The organism is Pseudomonas sp. LBUM920, assembly GCF_003852315.1.
Classification (GTDB): Bacteria; Pseudomonadota; Gammaproteobacteria; order Pseudomonadales; family Pseudomonadaceae; genus Aquipseudomonas.
In genome coordinates, this window is record NZ_CP027762.1 from 4,975,187 (window position 1) to 5,001,734 (window position 26,548).

General features: G+C 61.4%; 28 protein-coding genes. 5 read left to right on the forward strand and 23 right to left on the reverse strand.

Going from position 1 to position 26,548, the window contains the following annotated elements; all coding sequences use genetic code 11:
* Window positions 1–5: 5 nt before the first annotated feature.
* Window positions 6–1,058, forward strand: a complete 1,053-nt coding sequence (locus C4J83_RS22955) for an NAD(P)-dependent alcohol dehydrogenase (RefSeq protein ID WP_124418279.1) — start codon at window positions 6–8, stop codon at window positions 1,056–1,058.
* Here C4J83_RS22955 and C4J83_RS22960 read toward each other — a convergent pair whose 3' ends face one another.
* The 6 genes from C4J83_RS22960 to C4J83_RS22985 all read right to left on the reverse strand — a co-directional run bounded on the left by C4J83_RS22960 (window position 1,059) and on the right by C4J83_RS22985 (window position 8,176).
* The gene (locus C4J83_RS22960) at window positions 1,059–1,862 is read right to left on the reverse strand and encodes an IclR family transcriptional regulator (protein ID WP_106576182.1); all 804 of its coding nucleotides are present in this window, start codon (window positions 1,860–1,862) and stop codon (window positions 1,059–1,061) included.
* Window positions 1,863–2,048: 186 nt separating this feature from the next.
* A complete protein-coding gene (gene araH, locus C4J83_RS22965; RefSeq protein WP_106576704.1) occupies window positions 2,049–3,014 on the reverse strand; it encodes an L-arabinose ABC transporter permease AraH in 966 nt (321 codons plus the stop codon).
* 17 nt (window positions 3,015–3,031) lie between these two features.
* Window positions 3,032–4,531, reverse strand: a complete 1,500-nt coding sequence (araG, locus tag C4J83_RS22970) for an L-arabinose ABC transporter ATP-binding protein AraG (RefSeq protein ID WP_119742026.1) — start codon at window positions 4,529–4,531, stop codon at window positions 3,032–3,034.
* Window positions 4,528–5,508 carry a substrate-binding domain-containing protein gene (locus C4J83_RS22975; RefSeq protein WP_106576180.1) on the reverse strand — a complete coding sequence of 327 codons (981 nt, stop codon included), beginning with the start codon at window positions 5,506–5,508 and terminating at the stop codon, window positions 4,528–4,530. The genes araG and C4J83_RS22975 overlap by 4 nt, the downstream gene beginning before the upstream one ends.
* A gap of 29 nt (window positions 5,509–5,537) precedes the next feature.
* On the reverse strand, window positions 5,538–6,359 hold the full coding sequence (locus tag C4J83_RS22980; protein ID WP_106576178.1) for an SDR family oxidoreductase: 822 nt from the start codon (window positions 6,357–6,359) through the stop codon (window positions 5,538–5,540).
* 1,337 nt (window positions 6,360–7,696) lie between these two features.
* On the reverse strand, window positions 7,697–8,176 hold the full coding sequence (locus C4J83_RS22985) for a GNAT family N-acetyltransferase (protein ID WP_119742815.1): 480 nt from the start codon (window positions 8,174–8,176) through the stop codon (window positions 7,697–7,699).
* A 191-nt stretch (window positions 8,177–8,367) separates the two neighbouring features.
* On the opposite strand from C4J83_RS22985, the gene C4J83_RS22990 reads away from it, so the two are divergent.
* The 4 genes from C4J83_RS22990 to C4J83_RS23005 all read left to right on the forward strand — a co-directional run bounded on the left by C4J83_RS22990 (window position 8,368) and on the right by C4J83_RS23005 (window position 10,759).
* Window positions 8,368–9,573 (forward strand): MFS transporter, encoded by a 1,206-nt coding sequence (locus C4J83_RS22990; protein WP_124418280.1) that lies wholly within the window; start codon window positions 8,368–8,370, stop codon window positions 9,571–9,573.
* A gap of 84 nt (window positions 9,574–9,657) precedes the next feature.
* Window positions 9,658–10,011 (forward strand): hypothetical protein, encoded by a 354-nt coding sequence (locus C4J83_RS22995; protein WP_119742020.1) that lies wholly within the window; start codon window positions 9,658–9,660, stop codon window positions 10,009–10,011.
* A gap of 50 nt (window positions 10,012–10,061) precedes the next feature.
* Window positions 10,062–10,328: a hypothetical protein gene (locus tag C4J83_RS23000; RefSeq protein ID WP_106576174.1), complete on the forward strand. Its 267-nt coding sequence runs from the start codon at window positions 10,062–10,064 to the stop codon at window positions 10,326–10,328.
* A gap of 50 nt (window positions 10,329–10,378) precedes the next feature.
* Window positions 10,379–10,759 (forward strand): Rho termination factor N-terminal domain-containing protein, encoded by a 381-nt coding sequence (locus tag C4J83_RS23005; RefSeq protein ID WP_119742016.1) that lies wholly within the window; start codon window positions 10,379–10,381, stop codon window positions 10,757–10,759.
* A 145-nt stretch (window positions 10,760–10,904) separates the two neighbouring features.
* Here the strand turns inward: C4J83_RS23005 and C4J83_RS23010 are convergent, their stop codons facing one another.
* The 17 genes from C4J83_RS23010 to fabG all read right to left on the reverse strand — a co-directional run bounded on the left by C4J83_RS23010 (window position 10,905) and on the right by fabG (window position 26,531).
* On the reverse strand, window positions 10,905–11,633 hold the full coding sequence (locus tag C4J83_RS23010; RefSeq protein ID WP_119742014.1) for a class I SAM-dependent methyltransferase: 729 nt from the start codon (window positions 11,631–11,633) through the stop codon (window positions 10,905–10,907).
* A 25-nt stretch (window positions 11,634–11,658) separates the two neighbouring features.
* Window positions 11,659–12,576 (reverse strand): PfkB family carbohydrate kinase, encoded by a 918-nt coding sequence (locus tag C4J83_RS23015; RefSeq protein WP_124418281.1) that lies wholly within the window; start codon window positions 12,574–12,576, stop codon window positions 11,659–11,661.
* Window positions 12,569–14,035 (reverse strand): purine-cytosine permease family protein, encoded by a 1,467-nt coding sequence (locus C4J83_RS23020; protein ID WP_119742010.1) that lies wholly within the window; start codon window positions 14,033–14,035, stop codon window positions 12,569–12,571. The genes C4J83_RS23015 and C4J83_RS23020 overlap by 8 nt, the downstream gene beginning before the upstream one ends.
* A gap of 195 nt (window positions 14,036–14,230) precedes the next feature.
* The gene (locus C4J83_RS23025; RefSeq protein ID WP_119742008.1) at window positions 14,231–15,232 is read right to left on the reverse strand and encodes an ADP-ribosylglycohydrolase family protein; all 1,002 of its coding nucleotides are present in this window, start codon (window positions 15,230–15,232) and stop codon (window positions 14,231–14,233) included.
* On the reverse strand, window positions 15,229–15,942 hold the full coding sequence (locus tag C4J83_RS23030) for a GntR family transcriptional regulator (protein WP_106576167.1): 714 nt from the start codon (window positions 15,940–15,942) through the stop codon (window positions 15,229–15,231). Before C4J83_RS23030 ends, C4J83_RS23025 begins: the two co-directional genes overlap by 4 nt.
* Window positions 15,943–16,012: 70 nt before the next feature.
* Window positions 16,013–16,573 carry a DUF1285 domain-containing protein gene (locus C4J83_RS23035; protein ID WP_124418282.1) on the reverse strand — a complete coding sequence of 187 codons (561 nt, stop codon included), beginning with the start codon at window positions 16,571–16,573 and terminating at the stop codon, window positions 16,013–16,015.
* Window positions 16,574–16,591: 18 nt separating this feature from the next.
* A complete protein-coding gene (locus C4J83_RS23040; RefSeq protein WP_106576165.1) occupies window positions 16,592–17,197 on the reverse strand; it encodes a DUF4823 domain-containing protein in 606 nt (201 codons plus the stop codon).
* Window positions 17,198–17,304: 107 nt separating this feature from the next.
* The gene (locus C4J83_RS23045; protein ID WP_124418283.1) at window positions 17,305–18,273 is read right to left on the reverse strand and encodes a GTP 3',8-cyclase MoaA; all 969 of its coding nucleotides are present in this window, start codon (window positions 18,271–18,273) and stop codon (window positions 17,305–17,307) included.
* Between the two features lie 139 nt (window positions 18,274–18,412).
* Window positions 18,413–19,081 (reverse strand): TetR/AcrR family transcriptional regulator, encoded by a 669-nt coding sequence (locus C4J83_RS23050; protein ID WP_106576163.1) that lies wholly within the window; start codon window positions 19,079–19,081, stop codon window positions 18,413–18,415.
* 443 nt (window positions 19,082–19,524) lie between these two features.
* Window positions 19,525–20,310, reverse strand: coding sequence for a TatD family hydrolase (locus tag C4J83_RS23055; RefSeq protein ID WP_119741999.1), 786 nt, complete (start codon window positions 20,308–20,310; stop codon window positions 19,525–19,527).
* Window positions 20,311–20,373: 63 nt separating this feature from the next.
* Window positions 20,374–21,363, reverse strand: coding sequence for a DNA polymerase III subunit delta' (locus tag C4J83_RS23060; protein WP_124418284.1), 990 nt, complete (start codon window positions 21,361–21,363; stop codon window positions 20,374–20,376).
* Window positions 21,356–21,988: a dTMP kinase gene (gene tmk, locus C4J83_RS23065; RefSeq protein ID WP_119741997.1), complete on the reverse strand. Its 633-nt coding sequence runs from the start codon at window positions 21,986–21,988 to the stop codon at window positions 21,356–21,358. Before tmk ends, C4J83_RS23060 begins: the two co-directional genes overlap by 8 nt.
* 19 nt (window positions 21,989–22,007) lie before the next feature.
* Window positions 22,008–23,153: an endolytic transglycosylase MltG gene (gene mltG, locus C4J83_RS23070; RefSeq protein WP_124418285.1), complete on the reverse strand. Its 1,146-nt coding sequence runs from the start codon at window positions 23,151–23,153 to the stop codon at window positions 22,008–22,010.
* 1 nt (window position 23,154) lies between these two features.
* Window positions 23,155–23,970, reverse strand: a complete 816-nt coding sequence (gene pabC / locus C4J83_RS23075; protein WP_106576157.1) for an aminodeoxychorismate lyase — start codon at window positions 23,968–23,970, stop codon at window positions 23,155–23,157.
* Window positions 23,970–25,214 (reverse strand): beta-ketoacyl-ACP synthase II, encoded by a 1,245-nt coding sequence (gene fabF / locus C4J83_RS23080; RefSeq protein WP_106576156.1) that lies wholly within the window; start codon window positions 25,212–25,214, stop codon window positions 23,970–23,972. The genes pabC and fabF overlap by 1 nt, the downstream gene beginning before the upstream one ends.
* A 144-nt stretch (window positions 25,215–25,358) precedes the next feature.
* Window positions 25,359–25,595, reverse strand: coding sequence for an acyl carrier protein (gene acpP / locus C4J83_RS23085; protein WP_016973676.1), 237 nt, complete (start codon window positions 25,593–25,595; stop codon window positions 25,359–25,361).
* Between the two features lie 192 nt (window positions 25,596–25,787).
* Entirely contained in the window at window positions 25,788–26,531 is a 744-nt protein-coding gene (gene fabG, locus C4J83_RS23090) for a 3-oxoacyl-ACP reductase FabG (RefSeq protein ID WP_106576155.1), read from the reverse strand.
* Between the last annotated feature and the right edge of the window lie 17 nt (window positions 26,532–26,548).

Consider the following 26,548-nt stretch of genomic DNA (forward strand, 5'->3'; position numbering starts at 1 on the left):
TCCTCATGTATACCGCCATCGGTTATGCCGCCCAGTCGCCGACCACTCCCCTCGCCCCGATGTCCTTCGAGCGCCGCAGCCCGCGCGCCGATGACGTGGCCATCGAGATTCTCTACTGCGGCGTGTGCCACTCCGATATCCACCAGGCGCGCAACGAGTGGGGCATTGCCGTTTACCCGCTGATGCCGGGCCACGAGATCATCGGCAAAGTCACCGCCGTCGGCGCCAGCGTCACCGCGCACAAAGTCGGCGACCTAGTCGGCGTAGGCTGCATGGTTGATTCGTGCCGTCACTGCGACGCCTGCCACGCGGACCTGGAGCAATACTGCCTCGAAGGCCCGACCATGACCTACGCCACCCCGGACCGGGTCGACGGCAGCAACACCATGGGCGGCTACTCCGACAGCATCGTGGTCAGCGAGCACTTCGTGGTGAAAATCCCGGCCAAGCTCGACCTGGCCAGCGCCGCACCGATCCTGTGTGCCGGCATCACCACCTACTCGCCACTCAAGCACTACGGCGTGAAAGCGGGCGACAAAGTCGGCGTGCTGGGCATGGGTGGCCTGGGCCACATGGGCATCAAGTTCGCCAAGGCGATGGGCGCAGAAGTCACGCTGTTCACTCGCTCCGCGAGCAAGGCTGAAGAAGGCCGTCGCCAGGGTGCCGATCACGTGATCGTGTCCACCGACGCCGAGCAAATGAAAGCCGCTGCCGGCAGCTTCGACTTCCTGCTCGACACCATTCCCGTGCAGCACGACCTGAACCCCTACCTGGACGTGCTGCGCTTTGACGGCGTGCACATTCTGGTCGGCCTGATCGAACCGGTCGATCCGCCGGTCAACGCCGCCAAGCTGGTGTTGGGCCGTAAAGTGCTGGCCGGTTCGTTGATCGGCGGTATTGCCGAAACCCAGGAAGTCCTGGATTTCTGCGCCGAGCACAACATCACCTGCGACATCGAAATGCTCGACATCCGCCAGATCAATGAGGCTTACACCCGCATGATCGCCGGTGATGTGAAATACCGCTTTGTCATCGACATGGCGACCTTGAAGGCCTGATCAGGCCTTCGCGCCCAACTCCGCTGACAGCCGCGCTGCGACCTGTTTGATCACAGGGATCAGCTCGGCCATTTTTTCCAGCGGCATGTAGGGCACGGTACTGGCGATGCTGATGCCGGCGACGATTCGCCGGCTGGCATCGCGCACCGGTGCCGCCACACAACGGATCGACGGTTCGTTGTCTTCCAGATCGAACGCATAACCCCCCGCCACGTATTCACGCATGCGCTGCTCGAACTGCGCCCAGGATTGCTCCGGGTGCTGCGGCCACTGCTGGCTCTTGCCACCGGCCGGAAGGCTGGCTTCATACAGGCGCTGCCACTCCTGCACCGAGTCGTCCAGCAACATTGCCTTGCCCACACCCGTGCGCGCCAGTGGCATGCGATGGCCCACCCGCGAGCGCATTTCCGGACCGTTACGGCCGGGATTCTTGTGCAGGTAAAGCACGTCGTCGTATTCGCGAATCGCCAGGTGGATGGTGTCGCCGGTCAGCGCCGACAACTCATCCAGATACGGCACCGCCAGGCTCACCAACGGCAATTCTTCACGGGCCTGGAAGCCCAACTCGATCAGCTTGGGCCCCAACAGGTAACCGACTTGCGGCACCACGCGCAGGTAACGCTCCTCCACCAGGCAACTGGCCAGGCGGTGGGTGGTGCTGCGGGTGGTGCCGATGCGCCGGGCGATCTCTTTCAGATCCCGCGCACCGGCCGCCACTGCCTGTACCACGCCCAGGCCACGCAACAGAGTCTGGGTGCCGGTGGGCGCGGCGTCTTTGACGGGGATGTGGGCGTTTTCCTGCATATCGGGCCTATTGGGAAGTACGAAAACGGCGCCATTATGGCAAATGCAGCCCTCCTGAACAGAGGAGATCCACTGTGGGAGCTGGCTTGCCTGCGATGAGGGCGTGTCAGCCAGTAAATGTGCAGGCTGACACCCGCTATCGCAGGCAAGCCAGCCCCCACATTTTGATCTTCACAGGGCACGACTTTAGCGTTGCTTCATGCGGTCGATGATCACCGCCAGCAACAGGATCGAACCGCGGATCACGTACTGGTAAAAGGTGTCGATGTTCTTCAGGTTCATCGCATTCTCGATGATCGCCAAAATCAGCACCCCGGCAATCACGTGCCGGATCATGCCGATGCCGCCGCTCAGCGACACGCCGCCCAGTACACAGGCGGAAATCACCGTCAGCTCAAAGCCCTGCCCGATCATCGGCTGGCCCGAGGTCATGCGCGAGGCGAGGATCACCCCAGCCAGGGCACCGATCAAACCGTGCACGGCAAAGATGATGATCTTGGTGCGATCGACATTCACCCCGGCCAGCAACGCCGCTTCCTGGTTGCCGCCGATGGCCATGGTGTTGCGCCCGTAGGTGGTGTAGTTGAGCAGCCAGCCGAAGAACACAAAGCACAGTACGGTGATGATGATCGGCACCGGCACGCCCATCAATTGGCCATTGCCGAACACGAAAAAGCGCTCGTCCATTACGCCAACGGCTTTGCCGTTGGAAAAGATGTAGGCCAGGCCGCGCACGATCTGCATGGTCGCCAACGTGGCAATCAAGGCGTTAATACGCAGCTTGGCGATGACAATGCCGTTGATCAGCCCCACCACCAGGCCCATGGCCAACGCCGCCGACACGCCGAGCACCACGCTGTCGGTGTCACGAATCACAATCCCCGCCACGACGCCGGCGCAGGCAATCACCGAACCCACCGACAAGTCGAAGTGCCCCGACGCCAGGCAGAACAACATGGTGCACGCAGCGATGCCCACCGTGGAAATCGCCAGGCCCAGGCCGCGCATGTTCAGCGGCGAGAGGAAGTTATCGATAAACAACGCGCTGAGCACAAAGATGCTCAACGCGGCGAGCAGCATCACCCAATCATCAAGAAACTTGCGCTGGTTAAAACCCGGCCAGAAGCTCTTTGCAGTTTTTATTTGCGACATCATTCACCTCGAATTCTTCAAGCCCGCGTACGCGGAAGTGCCAGTTGCAATAGCTGTGCTTCGTCCGCCTGATCGCGGTTCAACTCGCCGGTCAGCACGCCTTCGCTCATCACCAGGATGCGGTCGGAGATGCCCATGACTTCCATCAAGTCGCTGGACACCACGATCACCGCGATGCCGCTGGCGGCCAGGTTGTGGATGATCTGGTAGATCTCCGACTTGGCGCCGATGTCGATGCCGCGCGTCGGCTCATCGAGCAGCAGCACCTTCATCGGCATCGACAGCCAGCGGCCGAGAATGGCCTTCTGCTGGTTACCGCCGGACAGGTACATGATTTTCTGCTCGGCGTTTGGCGTTTTGACTTTCATTGCCTTGATTTGCTGGTCGGCGTTGCCCTTCTCCCAGCCCTCGCGCAGCAGCCAGCCAAAGGTGGCATGGGCGCCGCGTGCGCTGATGTTGATGTTCTCGGCGACGCTGGACAGCGGGATGATGCCTTCCTTTTTACGGTCTTCCGGGCACAGCAGCACGCCCGCATCGATGGCATCACGCGGCGAGCGCAGGTGCAGGGTTTCACCAAAGAGCTGCAGCTGACCGGCGGTGGAGCGCGTTAATCCGCTCAGCAGCCGAAACAACTCGGTACGCCCCGCGCCAACCAACCCGAACAGGCCGAGAATCTCGCCCTTGTGCACCTCAAGGCTGACCGCTTCGCGCAGGCCCGGGCCCAGCAGCCCCTCGACCCTGAGCGCCACCTCGCCGCGCTCACGCGGGCGGTAGTCGTAGATGTCCTGAATATCCCGGCCGACCATGCACGTCACCAATTGGTCGTGGGTCAGCGTGGCCATGTCGTCAAAGGTGCGCACAAAGCGGCCGTCCTTGAACACCGTCACCGCGTCGCAGATGCGAAACACCTCCTCCATACGGTGCGACACGTAGAGCACCACTTTGCCCTCGTCGCGCAGGCGCGTGATGATCGCCATCAAACGGTCGATCTCGCGCGCCGACAGACTGCTGGTGGGTTCGTCGAAGGCAATCACATGGGCGCCACGCGACAATGCCTTGGCGATTTCCACCAGCTGACGCTGGCCCAGCGACAGCCGGCCGAGCTTCTCCTGCGGGTCGATCTCATCGGCCAGGCCTTTGAGACACGCCAGCGCCTGCTTGCGCAGCAGCCCGCCATTGACCACGCCAAAACGCGACGGCAAATGCCCGAGGAACAGGTTCTCGGCCACGGTCATTTCCGGCACCAGGTGCAACTCCTGGTGGATCACCGCGACGCCGTTGGCAATGCTGTCGGCGGCAGACTTGAAGTCCATGGTCTGCTCGCCGATCTGCACCGTGCCGCTGCTCGGAATGTAGGCGCCTCCGAGGATTTTCAGCAGGGTCGATTTGCCCGCGCCGTTCTCGCCCATTAGCGCGTGCACCGAGTGCGGCCGCGCTTCAAAGCTGATCTGCGCCAAGGCTTTGACCCCGGGAAATTCCTTGCCGATGCCGTTGAAGCGCAAGGCCGCGCCGGTCATTTCCACAGACCGATTTTGCTCAACTCTTCCTTGAAGTTGGCGCGGGTGATCAGGGTCACGTTGTCCAGGGCGGTGAACTTGGCCGGCTCAGTGCCTTTGGTCACCCACTCGAACATCGCCGTGGCGGTTTTGTAGCCGGAAGCGTCCGGGCTCAGCAGCATCGAGCCGTAGAAACCGGTGTCTGATTTCTTGAGTTCTTCGATGGCATCGGTGCCATTGATGCCCACGCCAATCACGTTGGCCGCCTTGAACCCGGCGCTTTCGGTGGCGCGCACGCCGCCGAGCACGGTGCTGTCGTTCATGCCGCCGATGATCAGGTTTTTCGCGGTGCCCGGCAGCTTCACCAGTGCCGAGTTGGTCGAATCCATACTGCCCGGCACGTCGAGGGTTTTCTGTGCGCTGAACAGGATGTGGTCGGCGGGCAAGCCGGCGGCCTTGAGGCCTTCTACCGAACCGTCGGTGCGTTTCTTGCCGGTTTCCAGCTCATCAAAGGTGTTGATGACGGCGTAGGTTTCCTTCCAGTCCCAGTTGCGGTGCTTGGCTTCGGTGGCCATGGCCTCGCCTTGTTTCTGGCCGATCTTGTAGGCGTCAAGGCCGACGTAAGGCACGTCTTCCATGGGCTTGCCTTTGGCGTCGACGAAACGGTCATCCACCGCCAGCACTTTCAAGCCGTTGAGCTTGGCCTTGGCCATGATCGCCGGGCCCAGTGACACGTCCGGCGGGCAGATCACAAAGCCCTTGGCGCCGTTGGCGGCGAGGGTGTCGATGGCCGACAGGGTTTTCTCGCCATCGGGCACGGCGATCTTGATCACGGTGAAGCCCTGGTCCTTGCCGGCCTTTTCGGCGAAGGCCCATTCGGTCTGGAACCAGGGTTCTTCTGCCTGCTTGACCAAAAAGCCAATCTTTACCTCTTCGGCAGACACGAAGCCGCTGAAGGCTGCGGCGAGCGCCAGGGCGCCGAGTGTTTTCTTGAACATGAACCACCTCTTCTTGTTATCGAAAAATTTTAGTCGTGGTACATCACAGAACGCCCGCCATCGATCATCAGGCAGGTTGCGTTGATAAAGGGCGCCTCGTCAGTCGCCAGGAACAGCGCCGTCATCGCCACTTCGACCGGCTGGCCGATGCGCTTGGGCGGGTGCAAATCGAAGGCACGCTGGCGCTCGGCATGCGGGTCGGGGAAACCGTTCCAGTAATCAACATTGAGCTGGGTTTCGATATAGCCCGGCGCGATGGCATTCACGCGAATGCCCTTGGGCGCGTATTCGATGCCGAGCGCGCGGGTCAGGCCGAGCAGGCCGTGCTTGGCGACCGGGTAGGGAAAGCAGCCGGGGATGATGTGGCTGGAATGGGTGGAGGCGATGTTGATGATGTTGCCGATGCCCTGCTCGATCATGTGCGGCAGCACCGTACGGCAACCGTACCAGGCGCCGTCGAGGTCGATGGCAAAGCAGCGGCGCCAGTCTTCGTCGGTCATCTCCAGCGGGTCACGGAACACATTGACGCCGGCGCAGTTGACCAACACATCCACACGGCCAAAGCGCTCGATGGCCAGGTTGACCAGCGACTGCCATTGCTCTTTGGACGTGATGTCGACGGCCTGCGCGACAATGTCGGCACCGCGTTCGCGCCAGTGGGCGGCGACACTCTGAACCTTTTCAGCCTGGATATCCGCGATCACCAGACGGGCCTGCTGGGCCTGGAAGCAGGCGACGATCGCCTCGCCAATGCCTTGAGCGGCGCCGGTGATGATCACCACTTTGTTTTTCAGCCGCTCACCGTAGGTGGGTTCCGGCACGGCGGGTAATGACAACGGTTGGGGCTGCATCGCTTCACCTGTTTTATTTTTGGTAGTGAGTGCTGATGCAGGCGACTATAAACCCATCTTTTGAAATATCTCAATATATAAATTTGCATCCCATATATTGGAACCAAACCTGAAAAATGCGGGCGTGCGGGTGCTTGGTAATGCGGTGCGTCCAGAGGTGGATGGCTGGCTGAAGGAGTGCCATCGCGGGCAAGCCCGGCTCCCACAATTGGATTGCGGTGGGTGCGGAATTTTGCTCTGGCGCTCATTAGTGGGGGAGCTGGCTTGCCTGCGATGGCGGTGGGTCAGGCGGCCTGGTTGTTACTGATACACCGCCTTCGCGGGCAAGCCCGCTCCCACCTTTGGATTGCGCTGGGTGCGGAGATTTTGGTCTGTCACCCATAAAGGTGGGAGCGGGCTTGACTGCGATGGCGGTGGGTCAGTCGGCTTGGTTGGGGCAGATACACCGCCTTCGCGGGCAAGCCCGCTCCCACATTTGGATTGCGGTGGGTGCGGAGATTTTGGTCTGCCGCTCATTAGTGTGGGAGCTGGCTTGCCTGCGATGGCGGTGGGTCAGGCGGCTTGGTTGTTACTGATACACCGCCTTCGCGAGCAAGCCCGCTCCCACATTTGGATTGCGCTGGGTGCGTAGATTTTGGTCTGTCACCCATAAAGGTGGGAGCTGGCTTGCCTGCGATGGCGGTGGGTCAGGCGGCTTGGTTGTTACTGATACACCGCCTTCGCGGGCAAGCCCGCTCCCACATTTGGATTGCGCTGGGTGCGGAGATTTTGGTCTGTCACCCATAAAGGTGGGAGCTGGCTTGCCTGCGATGGCGGTGGGTCAGGCGGCTTGGTTGTTGCTGATACACCGCCTTCGCGGGCAAGCCCGCTCCCACATTTGGATTGCGGTGGGTGTGGAATTTTGCGCAGTCGCACAGTAAGTGTGGGAGCTGGCTTGCCTGCGATGGCGGTGGGTCGGGCGGCTTGGTTGTTACTGATACACCGCCTTCGCGGGCAAGCCCGCTCCCACATTTGGATTGCGCTGGGTGCGGAGATTTTGGTCTGTCACCCATAAAGGTGGGAGCTGGCTTGCCTGCGATGGCGGTGGGTCAGGCGGCCTGGTTGGTGCAGATACACCGCCTTCGCGAGCAAGCCCGCTCCCACATTTGGATTGCGCTGGGTGCGGAGATTTTGGTCTGCCGCTCATTAATGTGGGAGCTGGCTTGCCTGCGATGGCGGTGGGTCAGGCGGCTTGGTTGTTACTGATACACCGCCTTCGCGGGCAAGCCCGCTCCCACCTTTGGATTGAGGTGGGTGCGGAATTTTGCGCAGTCGTACAGTAAGTGTGGGAGCAGGCTTCAGCCTTGGGCGAAATCGCGCAGTGCGTCGCCTTCCATGCGGTAACGCACCCATTCTTCCTGCGGTTGCGCGCCGATGGACTTGTAGAAGGCGATCGCCGGCTCGTTCCAGTCCAGCACGCTCCATTCGAAACGTCCGCAGCCGTTGTCGCAGGCAATTTTTGCCAGGTGGCGCAGCAATTTCTTGCCCGCCCCGCCGCCGCGCTGTTCGGGGTTGATGTAGAGGTCTTCGAGGTACAGGCAATTGCTGCCCAACCATGTGGAATAGCTGAAAAAGAACACCGCAAAGCCAATCGGCAGGCCGTCCCGCGAGCAGATCAGGCCATGGGCGGTGGCGCCCTCGCTGAACAGACTGCGCTCGATATCCGCCACACTGGCGATCACTTCATGCCGGGCCTTTTCGTATTCGGCAAGCTCGGTGATGAAGGTCAGGATCTGCGCAGCATCGCTGGGCACGGCAGGGCGAATCTCGATGGTCATGGGCGGGCCTTGGGCAATGTTAAAGGCCACATACTAAGGCGCTTTCATGACTGATTGCAGCGCATTTTCGTGGAGGCCGGGGCGCGTTACTTCATCGGATGCTAAAGCAAGCACCACCAAGCACAGAACAATCGGTCGCAGCGTGCGTGGTAAAAGTTGGCCACAACTCCAACTATTCCAAGGCTTACCCCATGCACGCCACTGCACCTGCGACAAAGCAAGGCGCGACGCTCTTCGCCCTGTTCTGCCTGGCCAGCTTCCTGTTGTCGCTGTCCTACGGCTCGACGTTTCTGCTGTCACTGCTGATCCACTCTCGCGGTGGCAACGAGCATGATGCGGGCAGTGTGATCTCCGCGGCGATGCTCAGTACCTTTGTGGCCGTGGTGTTTTCCGGGCACCTGGCCGATGCGGTCGGGGCCGCGCGGGCTATTGCGGGGATGGGCGTGTTGCTGGTGGTGGCCTGCCTGGGCTTTGCCCTGACGCCGGGGTTCGGCCAAGGCTTGATGGTGTTCGGGCTGGCCCTTGGCTTGGGTTGGGGCGTGTTCTACACCTTGGGCCCGATCATCGTGAGCCTGCTGGTGGAGCCCCAGCAGCGAGCCAAATACTTTGCCCTGCTGTCGGGCAGCATGTTGAGCGGGATCGGCGCCGGCCCATTGCTCGGTCGAGCCGCCAGTGCGCTGGACCTGCCCCTGACGACGGCCTTCTATATTGCCGGGTTGGCCAGCGTTGCCGGGGTGCTGATGTTCTGGCGCATGGGCGCCCGCCTCAAACAACACGCGAACGTGCCGGCCGCGAGGATTTCATGGGCCGCCAGCCGTCGCGTGCTGTCATCCAAGGCCGGGTTCGCAATCCTCATGGTCGGCCTGGGAGGGTGTGTGTTTGGCGGGCTTTCGTCGTTTCAAACCAGCTATGCGGCCGCGCATGGCTTGGACTACTCGCTGTTCTTCGCCGGGTTCCTGAGTGCTGCGATCACCAGCCGTCTGTTGATCGCAGGCCACGTGGTCAAACGCGATGCCTACCGGGCGGCGTGTGTGTTGTCCGGGATCATGCTCGGGTCGATCGTGCTGTTTGCAGTGGGCGTGAGCGCAAACCTCAGTTACTTGCTGGCCGCTGCCACGCTGGGCGTGGGTTACGGCCTGACGTATTCGGTGATCAACGGGCTGGTGGCCAACGAAGCACCGCCCGGCACCACGTCCCAGGCATTGCTGCTGTTCAGCCTGGCGTACTTTGTCGGCGTGTTCGGGTTTCCCTGGCTGGCGGGCAGGATCATCGTCGATTACGGCCTGCCGACATTGCTGGCAATTGTCGTGGGTGTGGCGTCGTTGAATTGGCTGATCACGGTGGCGCGGCTGGTGTGGCGCAAAGCCTCTGCACACAAAATCTTACAGGTGAGCTAAGACCGTTCGTCGCCATCAAGGCACGAACCGTCAGCGGGGGCGGACCAATAAAGGGTAAGGACATTAATCATATGGAGACACCCCATGAAGAATTCCAAGTTTGCCGCCCTCGCCCTCACCGGCCTGCTGTCTGCCGCATCGCTTAACGCCTTTGCCGCCACTTCCTCGACCGGCAAGACCGACCCGGTCGGCAACCCGCCAAGCCCTGCCACCCAGGAATCCCAGGATTCGATGGGCACCGGCCTGGACACCAATGGCGGCGCGATCATCGACAACGGCGCTGGCGCTGACCCTCGCACCAAGGGCAACGATACCCAACGCCAGGCACCGGCTGCGGTCGGCAACGGCAAAATGGGCCCTGGCATCAGCAATGAGCCAAAGGTCAATAAAGGCGACGACTCGAACATCCCTGGCGCCCCAAAACAACCTGCGCCTTGAAGCATCCATAACGACACCGACACCCGATCATTCCCAGTGAAGAGGTACGCATGAACGTCGATAGAAACCTTGAAAAAGAAGTCCTCACCCGCCTGCTGCACGCCCACCCGAACGGTCTGGGCAAGGAGGTGCTGGATAACTACCGCGGCGGGAAGGAGGTTGCCAGTGTCTTGGCGTTCCTGCAGGACCGTGGATTTATCAAGGATGGGCATGTGACCACCGACGACGCCGGTGAATACTCGTTGAACCTGCCGATCAAGTTGACCGCGTCAGGCGTTGACGAGGCGCGCAAGCTGGAAGGCGAAAGCACCCAGTAATCCATTTTGTCTGGTCTGGCCCTGGCAACAGGGCCAGTTGGAGTATCGCAATGCCTCTTGGAAGCAAAGCTAAATACACCGCCGCACAGAAGCGCAAAGCCGCCCGTATCGAACACAGTTACGAGCACAAAGGCGTGTCCAAGGAAGAAGCCGAAGCCCGCGCCTGGGCCACCGTCAACAAGCAGTCCGGCGGCGGTGACAAAGCCGGCGGTTCGGGCCAACGCAAAGCGCCGCAGAAAAAAGCCGAGGCACGCAGTGATTCGGCCAAGCGAGCTGCCGCCAGCCGCGAGGGTCACCCTCGCACCGGTCGCACTTCGCTGGCGACGCAGACCAAGGAAAGCCTGCTGAAGGAAGCGCGGGCGAAGGATATTCCGGGCAGGTCGAGCATGCGCAAGGATGAGCTGATCGAAGCGCTGCGCAAGGCTGGCTGACGCCGGCCTTGCCGACACACCAAACCCAATGTGGGAGCGGGCTTGCTCGCGAATACGGTAGAACAGTCACTCAACCTATCGACTGTTCCACAACATTCGCGAGCAAGCCCGTTCCCACATTTTGTTTTGCGTCGCACACCCAAAATCAGCGGTGAGCCGATACCAGCAGCATCATGGGGCGCTCTTGTTCTTCGGCCAATGCTGGCCGAGCAATGAGGTCCGCTTCGCTTGGCCCCCACTCCTCCACGTGACTGAGGGTGAACCCCGCCTGAATCATAAGAGTAAGCAACGTGCCCAGCGTACGGTGCTGCTTGATTACGCCTTCGGCCAACCAGTGGGTCACCCGCGGCCCTTCCAACTGATAGCCATCCACCGGCCAGCTTTTGCGGCCTTGATCATCGACCAGCCACCCCGGGTTGCGGGGTGCCATGAAGATCGGGTGCTCGATGGAAAACACCAGTCGGCCACCGGGCACCAGGGCGTGGTGAATACGCTCGAACAGCCCCTTCAGATCGACGATGTAATGAAAAGCCAGCGAGCTGTAGGCCAGATCGAACGAGGCAGCAGGCAGGTCGAGTTGTTCCAGGTCAGCGATGGCATAGGTAATGGTCGTCGCAGAGGTCATCTGTTTGGCCCGCGCCAGCATCTTTTGCGACACGTCCAACCCCAGCACATGAGCCGCGCCCTGCTCCTGCGCCCAGCGGCTGAACCAGCCATAGCCACAGCCCAGGTCAACTGCATTCAAACCAGCCATCGGCGGCAACATTGCCTGTAAGGCAGGCCACTCCGGCGCGCCAGCCAGGCCTTCGACCGAGCGGCCCATTTTGCTGTAGCCCTCGAAGAAGGCTGGCGTGTCGTAGATATTCTGGGTCATGGCGTCGCTCCGTGCTGAGTGGCGCCTATTGTGCCAACAAGGCATCCACTTCGGCAGCCCCGGGTGAGGTTGCCGGCCCCCAGCGCGTGACCGCCAACGCGGCGGCCGCATTGGCGCGGCGTGCCGCGTCAGCCGGTTCCAAGCCCTGAGCCAACCCCGCAAGAAACACCCCGGCATGGGCATCGCCCGCGCCGTTACTGTCCACGGCGGTCACCTTGAAGCCGGGCACATGCCTGGCCTCGCCTTGAAGACTGACCCAGCACCCGTTCGGCCCATCGCGCACCACCAGCAACGCGTCGGCAGGCAAGTGCCGTTCGAGTTCGAGCAATGCCTTGGCCAGAGTGTCGGCGCCGGTAAACGCCAGGGCTTCCGGGCCGTTGCTGGTCCAGATGTCGATGCGCGGCAACAAGGCGACCATCAGCGCCGAGTCCGGGGCCTTGACCAGCGGCCCCGGGTCGAACACCACCGTGATGTCACGCGGCAGCGCCAGCAGCCAATCGAGCAATGCCTGGGCCTTGCCTTCGAGCAACAGGCTGTAGCCGCTGACGTACACGTAATCGTCCGCGCGCGGCACGACGTTCGCCAAGTCCTCGGCGCTCAAATCCCCTTCTGCGCCGATATGCGAAATGAAGGTGCGTTCGGTGGTGGCTTCGGTCAGCGACACGCATAAACCGGTGTCCTTGCCGTGGCTGGTCGACTGGGCCATCTCTACGCCCTCGGCTTGCATGGCCGCGCGCGCCAGGTCGCCGAAGCGGCCCTTGCCATGGCGGCCGAGGTAAACCACCGGCAGACCATTGCGCCGGGCGGCAGCCATCACGTTGAAACCGCCGCCGGCTTCGAAGCTGGCAGACCGCGCCAGCACGTCGCCGCCGGTTGCAGGCAAGGTGTCGAGGGCCATGACCAGGTCGACGATGACCTGGCCGGTGTGCAGCAATCTAGACATTGGGGCTCTCTACTAAAGCCGGACGACGGTCAGCTGCGCCGCCCAGTACTGCGTAAATTCCGCCGGCCACCAGGAAGGTGACGATCCAGCCCAGCCCGTTGTGACCCAGCCACGAGTCGGACAGCGGCCCGGCGAACCAGATGTTTTCGGCTGTGGTGCCGATGGTGGTGAAGCTGAAGCCCAGCACGATGGCCACGGCCCAGGCACCGAATGCACGCCATTCCACGCCGCCGCGATACCAGTAGGCACTGCTTGGGCTTACGTCCAGCAAGTCTTTGGGGCTGTAGTAGTGGCGATGAAGCAAGTCGACCACGAAGATCCCGACCCACGCCGTAATCGGCACCGCCAACAGCGAGATGAACGTGATGAACGGGCCGTAGAAACTGTCGGCAATCAGCATGAAGTAGATCGAACCGGCGAAGATCGCGACGATGTCGACGATCACCGCGTGCACGCGCTTGACCTTCAAGCCCAGGGTCAAGGTGGTCAGGCCCGCCGAGTACACCGACAGGTTGTTGGACAGCAGCAGCCCGCCAAACGCGGTGATCAGGTACGGCACGGCCATCCAGGTGGGCAGCATGTCGCGGATCGCGATGATCGGGTCAGTGGCCGAGGCCAGATCATTGTTGCCCACCGACAGCAAGCCACCGAGGGTAATCAGCAACACCAGCGGAATCCCCGCACCAAACGCGGCAGAGGCCACCAGGCGCACGGCCTTGACGCTGCGGTGCTGGTAACGCGACATATCGGCGCCGGCGTTGGCCCAGCCGATACCGGTGCCGGCGGCCATGGTGCCGACGCCGATGATCATCGCGCTCAGCGGCGCCGGCGTGGCGTTGAACACCGCACTCCAGTCGATGGTGGCGCAGAGGAAGCCGCCCACCAGGATGTTCAAGGCGCCAAATACATAGGTGGCCCACTTCTGGATCACCAGCAAGGTCGCGTGGCCGAGGCCGGAGACGGACAGGGTCAGCAGCACGAAAATAGCGATAAAGATCAGTGTCAGCACGGGCGCGCTTTTCGCTTCGACCGGCGAGTGAAACAGGATCGAACACAACGACAGCAACACGAATGCCGCGGTGGTGGTGTTGACGGTTTCCCAGCCCAGTCGCGACATCAGCGACACAAGGGTCGGGCCGATATTGCCGCGCACGCCAAAGATCGCCCGGGACAGCGTCAGGCTCGGCGCACGCCCGCGGCGGCCGGCAATCGAGATGATGCCCACCACGGCGAAAGAGCCGGCGGCGCCGAGGATTGCAACGATGATCGCCTGCCAGATCGCCAGGCCACGGAACGCCACGAGGGTCGCGCCCAGCGGCAAACCGAGAATGCTGATGTTGGCCGCGAACCACACCCAGAACAGTTGCAGCGGATGACCGTTGCACTCGCCTTCAGGGACCGGTTCGATACCGCGTGTTTCCAATTGCCCGGCACTTTGGCCGGTAGAAGGGGTGCTCATGAGGGGTGCTCCTGGTGCCTGTATTGTTGTGGTTGTGGCAGATACTCAAGGTGAATCGACTCTCGGTCTTCCTGACTCTGCGAGTTCAATGGGGGAGCGGGCTTGCTCGCGAAAGCGGTGGGACAGTCAACTGATGTGCCACCTGATACACCGCTTTCGCGAGCAAGCCCGCTCCCACCTGTTTGCCTGCTGCGCTTATCGAATTTGCAGCAGCCCCTGCACCAGCGGCTGCAAGTCCAGGCCATTGACCTGCTTGACCTGTTCAATCATCACCGGCGGCCAGCACTGCATGCCCAGACACGCGCCCAACATCGCGCCGAGCATCGCGGCGATGGTGTCGGTGTCGCCGCCAAGGCTGGCGGCCAGGCACACGGCTTCCAAAGCACTCATCGCGCCCACCGCCACTTGCTGCGCGAGGGCAAACGACACCACCACCGACTCCTGGGAGGCCACGGAGGTACCAATCAGTTCGTAAAGCAGGTCGGCAAACAGGGCGTTGTCGCCGCTGCCGACGCTCAAGGTGCGCGCCCAGCTGATGCGCGTGGAAATACGCCCACCGGCAATCCAGTGACCATGGTTTTCCGCCTGCTGGGCGATCTGCGTGCCGATGTTGAGCGCTTCGCCCAGGTCCACGCCGTTGATGCCGGCCGAGACCACCGCTGCAACAGCAGCCGCGCTGGAGATGCCCAACGTGGTGTTGTGGGTGACCTGGCAGGCCTGGATCACCGCCTGGATGAACGGCGCCGGGTCGCTGACATCGGCGGCGATCCCCACGGGCGTGATCCGCATGGCGGCGCCGTTGGTGGTGCCAAAGCGCCCGGATTCTTCCGGGGTGTGGCCGGCGAGGATCATGTCGATGGCGCGCTTGGTCGATGGCCCGAGCAAATCCTGGGAGCCCTTGGCACGCATCGCCGCCTCCCAGTCGATCAAGCGCTGGGCGAGCACGGTCGGTTCGATCTTGCCGTTTCCTTCAACCAGCAACTCGCCGACCAGGATCGCCTGTTCAGTGTCATCGGTAATCGAACCGGCCGGCATGTTTGGCGCAATCGGTTGGTCGGCATCGGCGTCTTCCAAACCCGTGATGGCACCGAAGCGCTGTTGCACCTGTTCGCGGCTCAAGGACTGGGTGGGCATGCCCAATGCGTCGCCCAATGCCAGGCCGTAGAAGGCGCCGAGGGCGCGGTTTTGCGGGGTCATTTTGACGCTCCAAACTGCAGGTGCAGGCGAAAGTGCAGAGGGTCGAGCAAACTTTCGACGTACTCCATGAAGCGCTCGCGGCGGTCGTAGGTGGTGCGCGAGGCCTTGAGAAACACCGTGCCGGCGGGGCGGCCAAGCAACTCGGCGTCTTCGTCGCTGAGGGGCTCGGCGCCGATCCATTGGTCACCTTCGGCGCCAACGTAGCCGTAGGCGGCCAGGGTGATGGTCAGGGAATTGTCGATCAGGCCTACGCGGGGCAGGCCTTCCAGGCCACCAGAGGCGGGCATCAGCGAGCGCTCCAGCGACACCGCCGTACCATCGGTGGTACGCCGACGACGGTCGAGGGCGATGAATTGGTCGCTGCCGAAACGGCTGAGCAGGTCGGGGCGGGTCACGGCTTCCAGGCGCAGGATGTCGGTGGTAACCAGCGCCCCCGTGTCCGCCAGGGCCTGGGCCCAGCCGCTGCGTTGGTCGAGCACCATGCCGTCAAAGGTGACGATGGAGCCGACGCCGCTCTGGGTGGCGATGTAGTTGCGGCGTTTGAGCTCAGCCAGGGCTTCGCGCAACGTGCCACGGCTGACCGCGAACTCTTCGGCCAACTGGTGCTCGCCTGGCAGCAGGAAACCGTCGGCCATGACGCCCGCCTCGATACGGCGGATAAGCTCGTCGACGACGCGTTTTTTCTTATCAAATCGGACATGTCTAATCATGTACAAATTGATAACCGATAGCGCCCGATTACAGCAAGCGAATTATTTCAGGCAGATGAAAAAGCTGGCCTCAGGGCTCCAGGCCAATGCGGAAAAACTCCCCGGCGCTCCACACGCCAAGCCAGTTCTGACCGTTGATCGGACGGCTCACCGCCAACTCGACCAGTTGGTAAAAAACATTGCGATGCACGAGGGCTTCGAGGTTGGTGCGCACACGCAAATAGGGCGCGGGCTCCTGGGTGACGGGGTCGATTTCGACGCGCAGCGGGTGTTCGAGGCTGGCCTCGATTTGCTCGTCGACGTTGGTGGTGAAGTGCAGCACCTGGCTTTCGCCCTGCCCTTGCACCTCAAGGGTTACTGCCACAAACGGTGCGTCATCGACAGTGATGCCGACCTTCTCTACCGGTGTCACCAGAAAATAATCATCACCGTCGCGGCGAATGATGTTGGAGAACAACTTGACCATCGGCTTGCGCCCGATCGGCGTGCCCTGGTAGAACCAGGTGCCATCGCGGGCGATGCGCATGTCGATGTTGCCGCAGAAATCCGGATTCCACAGGTGCACCGGTGCCGGCCCCTTGCCTTTGGGCAGTTGAGCCAACAGGTCATTGGCCTTGGCGGAATCGGACATGCAGTTCTCCTTGAGTTTTTACTGATCCCCCATGCCCAGCAGGCCGCGGGCGTACTGCGCCAGGGGGCGGGCAATCAGATCTTCTGGCTTGTTGTCGTGAAACGTCAGTAAACCGCCACGACTGCGAATACGTGCAGTATCAATCAAATACTGGGTGCTGGTCTCGATCAACATGATCTGGATGACGCCGCTGTCCAGCCCGACGCGGTCCAGCGCCTGTTGATCCGTCCATTCATCGGCATTGCCGATGCGGTCATCGGCTGCAGCGAAGCGGCAATACAACAGGTAATGCGCACCCGCCCCACGGGCTTCGGCCATCGCCTGTTCCAGGCCTTCTGGCTTGCGCGCACGGCGCACCATCGGGAAGTATTCGACAAAGCCGTTGAAGGCCTCTTCGGCCACCACGTTGGGTCGCGGATAAGCGCTGCCCGGCGGCACAAACGCACCTTGGGCGATAAAGACAAAAGAGTCCGGCTGTATGCGAATCGACGCAGTGCGGCGGGTATCACTGTGGTCCAGCAAGCCGGCGTCGCTCATCTGATAGCGGGTGCCTTCGGCCATATCGCTGACGGTCATGCAACCACTCAGCGTCAACGACGCCAGCAACAAAACCAGACTACGCATCCTAATCCTCCAAAAGCCGGTGACGGAAAACCGGCGAATGGGCGTGAGATGCAGAATCCGCGCCATTCAGCAGCGGGGAAAATGAAATGTGGGAAGAGCGTGTGTCGCTAGCCGCCGATGATCTTCATGATGGTGGCACCGCCGGAGAAGGCCACTTCCTGTTTGTCGCCCAGGGCCTTCATCAGCAGGCCTTGCAAGGCTGGCAGCGCCTGATGGCGCGGCAGGTCGAGCAGGTCGCCGACGTAATGACGGTTGCTCGACGACAGGCAGCCATGCAGCCACCCGGTAGACGACAAACGCAGACGCGAACACGTACGGCAAAACGGCACGCTTTCATTGGCGATAACACCAAAGAAGCCTTGGCCCGGCACCTCGTAGCGCACCGCGGTAGCGTCTACTGGCGCGTTGGCTTGCAGGTATTCGTGGTGTTCACCGATCAGGCTGAGCAGTTGCTGCAGGCTGACGAATTGCTGCAGGAACGCGTTGGAATCCTTGGCCAGATGGCCCATGCGCATCAGTTCGATAAAGCGCAGCTCGTAGCCACGCTCAAGGCAATAGTCGAGCAGCGGCATCACCTGGTCCAGGTTCTGCCCGCGCAACGGCACCATGTTCACTTTGATCTTGATCCCCGCGGCGCGGGCCTGTTCCATGCCATCAAGCACGGTGGCCAAGTCGCCGCCACGGGCGATGCTGCGGAAGGCGTCGGCGTCCAGGGTGTCGAGGGAAACGTTGATGCGGCGAATGCCGGCCTCCACCAGCAATGGCAGTTTGCGCGCCAGCAATTGGCCGTTGGTGGTCAGGCTGATATCACTGAGGCCCATTCCGCCGACCGCGCTCATGAAGGCCTCCAGCTTGGGGCTCACCAGCGGTTCGCCGCCCGTGATGCGCAGGCGGTCGATACCCGCCGCTTCAATCAGGTACGCCACCCCACGGGCCATCGCCTCGGCCGAGAGTTCGTCCTGGGCAGCCACCAACCGCTTGCCATTAGGCACGCAGTAGGTACACGCGTAGTTGCAGGCTGAGGTCAGGCTGATTCGCAAGTTGCGAAATCGCCTGCCTTGACGATCAACGATCATGGATCACTCCGGCAGAGGATGATTCGGGCGCGCTAAAAGCTGACTTATAAATCAACTTTTAGCAAGGTCCTTGCCTGAGTATATTCCTGGGGTACTGCAACTGGCAGTAAATCATTGCGCCATCACTGTCGGGAATAGCTCAAGCAGCGGGGGTTTCACCGCTCTTGGGCTCAGCGCCCGGCAGTTCAGCGCTGTGCTTGCGTTTGTTGCCCATGCGCACGCCGATGTCCATCAGGAACTGGAAGAAACCTTCCTGATCTTCCAGCACGTTGCTCCAGAACGGCGAGTGGTACAGCGCCACGGCGCCGTGCACCAACGCCCAGGCGGCGCAGTAGTGGAAATAAGGCGGCACATCTTCAAGCTTGCCTTCGCTGATACGACCTTTGATCAGCAGGGTCAGGCGCTCAAAGTTCGAGGCGCGAATCTTGTGCAGCTCCTCGACCATTTCCGGGACCTGATTGCCCTTGACCACTTTCTCTTCGAGCCGATCGAACAGACGGTAGCGCTGCGGATCACGCATGCGGAACTCGAAATAGGCGCGGGACAAGGCTTCCTTGTCTTTGTCGACATCGGCCGAGTGCAGCAGCTCGTTCAAGTCGCGCTCGTAGTCGAGCATCAGGCGCAGGTAGATCTCGGCCTTTGACTTGAAGTGCTTGTAGATCGTGCCTTTGCCGATACCCACGGCATCCGCAATCATCTCGACGGTGACGCTGTCTTCACCTTGTTCGAGGAACAGCTTGAGTGCAGTGTCGAGAATTTCCTGCTCACGGCGGCGAAACTCACGGACCTTACGGGGTTCTTTTTGCATGAGGGAGAAGTCTGCAGAGGTCAAAGTGGGAGGGTTGCGCAGGGCCAGTGATACGTGGCGATACGATTTACCCAGTGCGAGGGATTATCCCGACTGAACAGTCGTTGGGCAACGCCTATGTGAACCCGTTATGCACTTAACTTTCAGCGCGCCAACGTTTTCGCCGTTATCAGTCAGAAACAATACGCAATATTGACACCCGTGCACCTGCGCAATGAGAACTCAAGCGAAGCGCGCGTATTCCAAATCTGTTTAAAAAACGATCAGATGCGACTGGACTGAATGGGATCCTGATCAATACTTGAACTGTCGGCGTGGCGTCTCCCCCAAGTGACGCGTCGACCTGGGTACCGACGGACTGTGTACCCTTGTTTACTCCTAATGGTCTTAGCCCGGATTCACCCCCCAGAACCCGGGTTTTTTTTGCCTGCAATTTGGCTCCATCAGCCGGCGACGTGGGCCAGCGGGAACAGGCGCTTGAAGTTTTCGGTGGTCTGCTCGGCGAAGCGTTCGTACGACTCACCCCGCAGCATTGCCAGGTAATCCGCCACATCGCGCACGTATTCCGGCAGGTTCGGCTTGCCACGATGGGGGATGGGCGCCAGATACGGCGAATCGGTTTCCACCAGCAGGCGATCGGCCGGCACTTGGCGCGCCACATCGCGCAGGGCGTCGGCATTGCGGAAGGTGACGATGCCCGACAGGGAAATATAAAAGCCCAGGTCCAGTGCGGCCTTGGCCATGTCCCAGTCTTCGGTGAAGCAATGCAGCACGCCGGCCTGGGGCAACGCAGCCTCGCGCAGCAGCGTCAGGGTGTCTGCGCGGGCGCCACGGGTGTGAACGATCACCGGCTTGCCGGTTTGCCGGGCGGCCTGCAGGTGCAGGCGGAACGACGCCTGCTGCAACTCAGCGGCCTCGGGCTCGTAGTGGTAATCCAGGCCGGTTTCGCCAATCGCCACCACGCGTGGGTGATTGAGTTCGCCCAGCAGCCAATCGAGGGCGGGGGCTTCGCCGGGCTTGAGGTCCAGCGGGTGGATGCCCACCGAACAATCGACATCGGCATAACGATCAGCCAGCGCTTTGACGTCGGCGGCATTTTCAGCGCTGACACCAATGCACAGGAAGTGCCCTACTCCACGCTGGCGCGCAGCTTCAAGGGCAGCGTCGAGGGAGCCACCATGTTGGGCAAGGTCGAGGCGATCAAGGTGGCAATGGGAATCTACGAGCATAGGAATTTACAACTTGAGTCACGGAAAGTGTCTGGCCGACGATACACCCGTCGGCCGCGGAAATTAACGCCGGCCGAGCAAGCCGACCCACTGCACCAGCAGTGCTTCGAGTAACAGCACGCGGTTGAGGTTGGCTTTGCCGAGCACCTTCTGGCGCTGGGCCAGAATCCAGTCCTGGATATTCAGCACCTTGTCCTGCGCGCTTTTCTGCGCCAGGTACTGCACCACTTTGCGCATGTCCGGCAGGCCCAGGCCGGTTTCATCCTGGGTCAACTGGTAGCGCAGGATGAGGCTCGACCAGTCACAGAACCAGTCGAACAGCAGCAATAACGGAATATCCTTCCAGGCGCTTTCGGCCAGTTGCGTCGCGGACAGCTCCTGCTTGAGCAGCTTCTTAACGCCTTCGACCACCAGCGCACGTTGCTCACGCACGCCTTGGGCGTGCAGCTTGACGGCCGCCAAGGGAGAACCCGCGGCCAGGGTCAGCAACTCGACGCGTTCGTCTTCGCCGCACTCGGGCAGCGCCTGCGCCAGCCACTGCAGGCTCATCGCTTCACTCGGCAGTGGGCAGGCCTGCTGCACACAACGACTGCGAATGGTCGGCAACAGGCGACTGGACTGGTGACTCACCAGCAACAGCACCGTATCGCCCGACGGTTCTTCCAGGCTCTTGAGCAAGGCGTTGGCGGCGTTGATGTTCATCGCCTCCACCGGCTCGATCAGCACCACTTTGCGCCCGCCCATCTGCGCGGTCTGCACCACGAAGCTGACGAGGTCACGCACCTGGTCGACCTTGATCGCCTTGTCGGCTTCCTCAGGCTCCAGCAGGTAATTGTCGGGGTGGCTGCCGGCCTTGAGCAGCAGGCAGGATTTGCACTCACCGCAAGCCTCCAGATTGACCGGGCGCTGGCATAACAGGCTGGCCATCAAGCGCTCAGCCAACGCACGCTTGCCGATACCCGCTGGCCCATGCAGCAAATAGGCGTGCGCATGCTGGGCACGCCCGGCCAGTTGCTGCCAGAGGCCGTCCTGCCACGGATAGGCCTCAGCCACGGGCGCGCTCCAGCAGCGTCGGCACCAAGGCGTCGATGGCTTGCTGTACCTGCGTCAGCGGCTGAGCCGCGTCCAGCAGGTGGTAGCGCGCGGGCTCCGCCTTGGCGCGTAGCAGGAATGCACTGCGCACCGCATCGAAAAACACGTGGCCTTCGAGCTCGAAGCGGTCCAGACGACCCCGGGCACTGGCGCGGGCCATCCCCACCTCCACCGGCAGATCGAACAGCAGGGTCAGGTCCGGACGCAAATCGCCCTGAACGAAAGTTTCCAACGTAGCGATACGCGCCAGGCACAAGCCGCGCCCGCCGCCCTGGTAGGCGTAGGTCGAATCGGTAAAACGGTCGCAAATCACCACTGCGCCACGCGCGAGGGCTGGGCGAATCACCTCGGCCAGATGCTGAGCGCGTGCAGCAAACACCAGCAGCAGCTCGGTGTCCGCGTTCATCGGTTCTTCACCCGGGGCCAGCAATACTTCACGGATGCGCTCGGCGAGTGGCGTGCCGCCGGGCTCGCGGGTCAATACCACCTCGATGCCCTCCGAGCGCAGGCGTTCGGCCAGGTAATCGCGGTTGGTGCTTTTGCCGGCGCCTTCCGGGCCTTCCAGGGTAATAAACAAGCCAGTCACAGGCAGTCCTTAGTCAGAGTCATTGCGGGCTTTGCGGCGCGGCGGTATCCGGCGCAGCCTCGACAGGCTTTTCAACCGGCGCTTCAATCGGCGTGTCGGCAGGTGGCGCCGCGTCTTGCAGCGGTTTCACCGCCGGCGCAGGGCTGGAACGGTAATCGGCACGGCGCTTGAGCTGAAACTCGCGCACGGCGGCATTATGCGCATCCAGGTCATCGGAGAAAATATGGCTGCCATCGCCACGGGCGACGAAATACAGGCTGCTGCCCGGCACCGGGTTCAACGCAGCATGAATCGCCTCGCGGCCGACCATCGCGATCGGTGTCGGCGGCAGGCCGGCAATCAGGTAGGTGTTGTAAGGGTTGGCTTCCTTGAGATGCGCACGGGTCAACTTGCCGTTGTAGCGCTCGCCCAGGCCGTAAATCACTGTCGGGTCGGTTTGCAGCAGCATGCCGATCTTCATGCGCCGCACGAACACGCCGGCGATTTGCCCGCGCTCTTCCGGCACGCCGGTCTCCTTCTCGACCAGCGAAGCCATGATCAGCGCTTGGTAAGGGTCGGTGTAGGGCGCATCGGCAGCGCGTTTGCTCCACTCCTGGGCAAGTACATCATCCAGGCGGTTGTAGGCTTTTTTGAGGAACTCGACGTCGGTCATGCCGCGCACGAAGCGGTAAGTGTCAGGAAAGAACCGCCCTTCGGGGAACACACCGGGGTGACCCAGCTTGTCCATCACTTCACTGTCACTCAGGCCCGACAGGGTCTGCACGATCTTTTCATGCTTGGCCAGGGCCGACCGCACCTGACGGAAGTTCCAGCCTTCGACCAGTGTCAGGCTGTATTGCACCACTTCGCCGCGCTGCCACAGGCCGATCAAGCCTTCGGCGGTGAGGCCTGGAGTCATGCGGTATTCGCCGCTGTGCAATGGCTGGCCGTCGAGGTTGAAGCGCCAGTACAGGCGCAACCAGAAAGCATCATCCAGCACGCCCTCGGCTTCGAGGCGATTGAAGGTGCCCGTCGGGGTCGACCCGGCAGGCACATCGAGCAATTGTTCCTGGGTCAGATTCAGGGGCTGCTTCAAGGCAGAATCGAGCTTCCAGGCCGAGAAGCCCAGCAGCAAGCCTGCCGAGACCAGGCCGATCTGCAGCAGTAAAACCAGTTTTCGTATCAACTCAAATATCCAATAGCGCGCGAACAATGCCCTGCAGTTTACGGGTGAGCGGCCCAACCGACCAGCTCATCGCAGCGCAACTGCGCACCGGCCAAATGCCATAAACGCTGTTGCACACGAAGACTTCATCGGCCTGCTGTAACTGCTCAAGGCTGATGTCGGCCACGGCCAGCGGGATACCCAGTGCGTGCGCCTGGGCCAGAATCTCGGCGCGCATGACCCCGGCAACGCCACAACGATTCAGATCAGCGGTCAGTAACACGCCATTGCGCACCACGAACAGGTTGCTGAACACGCCCTCGATAACGCGACCAGACATATCCAGCATTAAACCTTCGGCATGCTCGGCATCCTGCCACTCGGCGCGGGCAATCACTTGTTCCAGACGATTAAGGTGCTTGAGACCGGCGAGCAACGGCTGCTCGGCCAAACGGGTAGCGCACGCAAACAGGCGGATGCCGTCGGTTGCGTGAGCGTGGGGATAGGTAGCGGGCGGATTGCCCTGCAAGATACGGCGCACCGGGGCGCCGGGGTTGATGCCATAACCGCGCTGGCTGTCGCCGCGGGTGAGGATCAACTTGAGCACTGCGTCGCCAAGAGCGGCGGCGTAAGCCAAGACTTCATTGCGGATCAGTGCGTGATCCGTGATCAACGCAAGGCGCCGGCAACCCTCCTCAAGGCGTTGCAGGTGGCGGTCGAGCAGCACGGGCTGCCCGGCCTTGACGGCGATGGTTTCAAACAGCCCATCACCGTACGCCAGGCCGCGATCTTTCAGGGGCACGCTGTCCGCTGGCTGACCGTCGACCCAGCTGTGCATCACTCGGCGAACCGGCGGAACACCAGGGAGCCGTTGGTGCCACCAAACCCGAAGGAGTTGGAGATCACCACGTCAATTGGCATCGGCTGGGCTTCGTGAGGCACGAAGTTCAGGTCGCAGCCTTCGTCCGGCTCATCAAGGTTGATGGTCGGCGGAGCGACCTGATCCTTGATGGCCATCACGCTGAAAATCGCCTCGACCGCGCCCGCCGCACCCAACAGGTGGCCGGTCATGGACTTGGTGGAGCTGACCGCCAGCTTGTAGGCGTGCTCGCCAAACACCGACTTGATGGCTTCGGCTTCCGCCAGGTCGCCGGCCGGGGTCGAGGTGCCGTGGGCATTGATGTACTGCACCTGGTCGGGATTCACCTTCGCGTCGCGCAACGCGTTGGTGATGCAACGCGCAGCGCCGGCACCGTCAGACGGTGGCGACGTCATGTGATACGCATCGCCGCTCATGCCAAAGCCGATCAGCTCGGCGTAGATGGTGGCGCCACGCGCTTTAGCGTGCTCCAACTCTTCCAGTACCAGGGCACCGGCGCCGTCAGACAGTACAAAACCGTCACGGCCCTTGTCCCACGGACGGCTGGCACGGGTCGGTTCGTCATTGCGCGTGGAAAGCGCACGGGACGCGCCGAAGCCGCCCATGCCCAGTCCGCAGGCGGCCATCTCGGCGCCACCGGCGATCATCACGTCCGCCTCGTCATAGGCGATGTTGCGCGCCGCCATGCCGATGCAGTGAGTGCCCGTGGTGCACGCCGTAGCAATGGCGTAGTTAGGCCCCTGCGCACCCAAGTGGATGGACAGGAAACCGGAAATCATATTGATGATCGAGCCCGGTACGAAGAATGGTGAAATTCGACGGGGGCCGGAATCGTGCAGCGTGCGGCTGGTTTCTTCGATATTGGTCAAACCGCCAATACCCGAACCCATGGCCACGCCGATGCGGTCACGGTTGGCGTCGGTGACTTCCAGGCCGGCGTTACGCACCGCCTGAAAACCGGCTGCCAGGCCGTACTGAATGAACAGGTCGAGTTTGCGGGACTCTTTGATCGAGAGATATTCCTCGACATTGAAGCCCTTTACCGAGCCGCCAAAACGGGTGGAATAGGCAGAAAGGTCCGTGTGCTCGATCAGACCGATACCACTGTGGCCAGCCAGAATGCCCTGCCAACTGCTTGGCACATCCGTACCCAGTGGCGACAACATACCCATACCGGTGACTACGACGCGTCTACGCGACACAGCACTCTCCTTTTTTCTTGATGGCGACACTTCGCTCCAGCACGCATTTTATCAGCGCTGAAGTTTCATCAGAGCTAAAGAAAAAACCGCACGCCGTTACAGCAGTGCGGTTTTTCCCTAACAGCAAGCGACGACTACAAACTATTACGCCTGGTGGGCAGTAACGTAGTCGATAGCAGCTTGAACAGTAGTGATTTTTTCAGCTTCTTCGTCCGGGATTTCGGTCTCGAATTCCTCTTCCAGAGCCATCACCAGCTCAACGGTGTCAAGGGAGTCGGCACCCAGGTCTTCAACGAAGGAAGCGGAGTTGGTCACTTCTTCTTCTTTAACGCCCAGTTGCTCGGCAACGATTTTCTTGACGCGCTCTTCGATGGTGCTCATACCTTGTTTTCACTCCTAATGGACAAATTCAGGCAGCTGGCCAGTGGGTAAGTGTATAGAAAGCCATTTCAGCTTTTCAACTGAAAGCTTCACCCTGTACCCGGTCGGCCACCAGCCTATAAATTAAGTTGCAGCTTTATAACGGATTTTAGACAGCTCGTATGACATTTTTTTGAAGCGATCCGTCACAATTTAACTCATGTACATCCCGCCGTTCACCGGGATTGTAGCCCCAGTCACGTATGCCGCACCGTCGGATGCCAGGAAAGTGACCACATTTGCGATCTCTTGAGCCTGGCCCAGACGGCCCAGCGGAATCTGCGTCAGCAACGCTTCACGCTGTGCTTCCGGCAGTTCGCGGGTCATATCGGTGTCGATGAACCCTGGGGCCACCGAGTTGACCGTAATCGACCGCGAACCGACTTCACGCGCCAATGCACGGCTGAAACCTTCCAGACCGGCTTTGGCCGCCGCGTAGTTTACTTGGCCTGCGTTGCCCATGGCACCCACTACGGAGCCAATATTGATAATTCGGCCCCAACGCGCCTTGGTCATGCCACGCAAAACACCCTTGGACAGGCGAAACAGACTGTTCAAGTTGGTATCGACCACGTCGTACCACTCGTCGTCTTTCATGCGCATCATCAGGTTGTCGCGGGTGATACCGGCGTTGTTCACCAGAATAGCCGGTGCGCCAAATTGTGCAGTGATTTGAGCCAGCACAGCGGCAACCGACTCATCGTTGGTCACGTTCAGCTCAAGGCCAGTGCCCTGAACGCCGTTTTCCTTCAAGGTGGCGGCGATACGCTCGGCACCCGAGGCGGATGTCGCGGTGCCGATGACTACGGCGCCCTGACGGCCCAGTTCCAGGGCGATCGCCTGGCCAATGCCACGGCTCGCGCCGGTAACCAGTGCAACTTTACCTTGCAGACTCATGCAAGCTTCTCCTAAGT

Coding starts and splice junctions, on each gene's coding strand:
- C4J83_RS22955 (WP_124418279.1), top strand. CDS start 6: ATGTATACCGCCATCGGTTATGCCGCCCAGTCGCCGACCACTCCCCTC.
- C4J83_RS22960 (WP_106576182.1), bottom strand. CDS start 1,862: ATGCAGGAAAACGCCCACATCCCCGTCAAAGACGCCGCGCCCACCGGC.
- araH (WP_106576704.1), bottom strand. CDS start 3,014: ATGTCGCAAATAAAAACTGCAAAGAGCTTCTGGCCGGGTTTTAACCAG.
- araG (WP_119742026.1), bottom strand. CDS start 4,531: ATGACCGGCGCGGCCTTGCGCTTCAACGGCATCGGCAAGGAATTTCCC.
- C4J83_RS22975 (WP_106576180.1), bottom strand. CDS start 5,508: ATGTTCAAGAAAACACTCGGCGCCCTGGCGCTCGCCGCAGCCTTCAGC.
- C4J83_RS22980 (WP_106576178.1), bottom strand. CDS start 6,359: ATGCAGCCCCAACCGTTGTCATTACCCGCCGTGCCGGAACCCACCTAC.
- C4J83_RS22985 (WP_119742815.1), bottom strand. CDS start 8,176: ATGACCATCGAGATTCGCCCTGCCGTGCCCAGCGATGCTGCGCAGATC.
- C4J83_RS22990 (WP_124418280.1), top strand. CDS start 8,368: ATGCACGCCACTGCACCTGCGACAAAGCAAGGCGCGACGCTCTTCGCC.
- C4J83_RS22995 (WP_119742020.1), top strand. CDS start 9,658: ATGAAGAATTCCAAGTTTGCCGCCCTCGCCCTCACCGGCCTGCTGTCT.
- C4J83_RS23000 (WP_106576174.1), top strand. CDS start 10,062: ATGAACGTCGATAGAAACCTTGAAAAAGAAGTCCTCACCCGCCTGCTG.
- C4J83_RS23005 (WP_119742016.1), top strand. CDS start 10,379: ATGCCTCTTGGAAGCAAAGCTAAATACACCGCCGCACAGAAGCGCAAA.
- C4J83_RS23010 (WP_119742014.1), bottom strand. CDS start 11,633: ATGACCCAGAATATCTACGACACGCCAGCCTTCTTCGAGGGCTACAGC.
- C4J83_RS23015 (WP_124418281.1), bottom strand. CDS start 12,576: ATGTCTAGATTGCTGCACACCGGCCAGGTCATCGTCGACCTGGTCATG.
- C4J83_RS23020 (WP_119742010.1), bottom strand. CDS start 14,035: ATGAGCACCCCTTCTACCGGCCAAAGTGCCGGGCAATTGGAAACACGC.
- C4J83_RS23025 (WP_119742008.1), bottom strand. CDS start 15,232: ATGACCCCGCAAAACCGCGCCCTCGGCGCCTTCTACGGCCTGGCATTG.
- C4J83_RS23030 (WP_106576167.1), bottom strand. CDS start 15,942: ATGATTAGACATGTCCGATTTGATAAGAAAAAACGCGTCGTCGACGAG.
- C4J83_RS23035 (WP_124418282.1), bottom strand. CDS start 16,573: ATGTCCGATTCCGCCAAGGCCAATGACCTGTTGGCTCAACTGCCCAAA.
- C4J83_RS23040 (WP_106576165.1), bottom strand. CDS start 17,197: ATGCGTAGTCTGGTTTTGTTGCTGGCGTCGTTGACGCTGAGTGGTTGC.
- C4J83_RS23045 (WP_124418283.1), bottom strand. CDS start 18,273: ATGATCGTTGATCGTCAAGGCAGGCGATTTCGCAACTTGCGAATCAGC.
- C4J83_RS23050 (WP_106576163.1), bottom strand. CDS start 19,081: ATGCAAAAAGAACCCCGTAAGGTCCGTGAGTTTCGCCGCCGTGAGCAG.
- C4J83_RS23055 (WP_119741999.1), bottom strand. CDS start 20,310: ATGCTCGTAGATTCCCATTGCCACCTTGATCGCCTCGACCTTGCCCAA.
- pabC (WP_106576157.1), bottom strand. CDS start 23,970: ATGCACAGCTGGGTCGACGGTCAGCCAGCGGACAGCGTGCCCCTGAAA.
- acpP (WP_016973676.1), bottom strand. CDS start 25,595: ATGAGCACCATCGAAGAGCGCGTCAAGAAAATCGTTGCCGAGCAACTG.
- fabG (WP_106576155.1), bottom strand. CDS start 26,531: ATGAGTCTGCAAGGTAAAGTTGCACTGGTTACCGGCGCGAGCCGTGGC.